This is a genomic window from Achromobacter sp. 1011811831 (assembly GCF_059760905.1).
Window position 1 is genome coordinate 1 of the sequence record NZ_JCBANG010000222.1, and the last position, 422, is coordinate 422.

2 protein-coding genes are annotated in these 422 nt (G+C 65.9%); both read left to right on the forward strand.

The window, feature by feature from the left end:
* Positions 1–227, forward strand: a 227-nt coding sequence (locus AC6LJ9_RS30695) for a CoA-transferase (protein ID WP_498150462.1), incomplete at its 5' end; no start/stop codon positions are given.
* 11 nt (positions 228–238) lie between these two features.
* Positions 239–422: CoA-transferase (locus tag AC6LJ9_RS30700; protein ID WP_498150463.1), on the forward strand; the 184-nt coding region annotated here is incomplete at its 3' end.

Sequence of the window (422 nt, forward strand, 5' to 3'; positions counted from 1 at the left end):
ACATCGCCGACCGCAGCGGCAACCTGGTGTTCCGCAAGACCGCGCGCAACTTCAACCCGAACGTGGCGATGGCCGGCAAGATCACCGTGGTCGAGGTCGAGCAGATCGTCGAGACCGGCAGCCTGGACCCCGATCAGGTCCACCTGCCCGGCATCTATGTGCAACGGATCGTGCTGAACGCCACGCCGGAAAAGCGCATCGAACAACGCACCACTCGCCCGGCCTGAGGAGAACGGACATGGCATGGACCCGCGATGAAATGGCGGCGCGCGCCGCGCGCGAGCTGCAAGACGGTTTTTATGTGAACCTGGGCATCGGCCTGCCCACCCTGGTGGCCAACCACGTGCCGGCCGGCATGGAAGTGTGGCTGCAATCGGAGAACGGCCTGCTGGGCATCGGCCCCTTCCCGACCGATGCCGAGG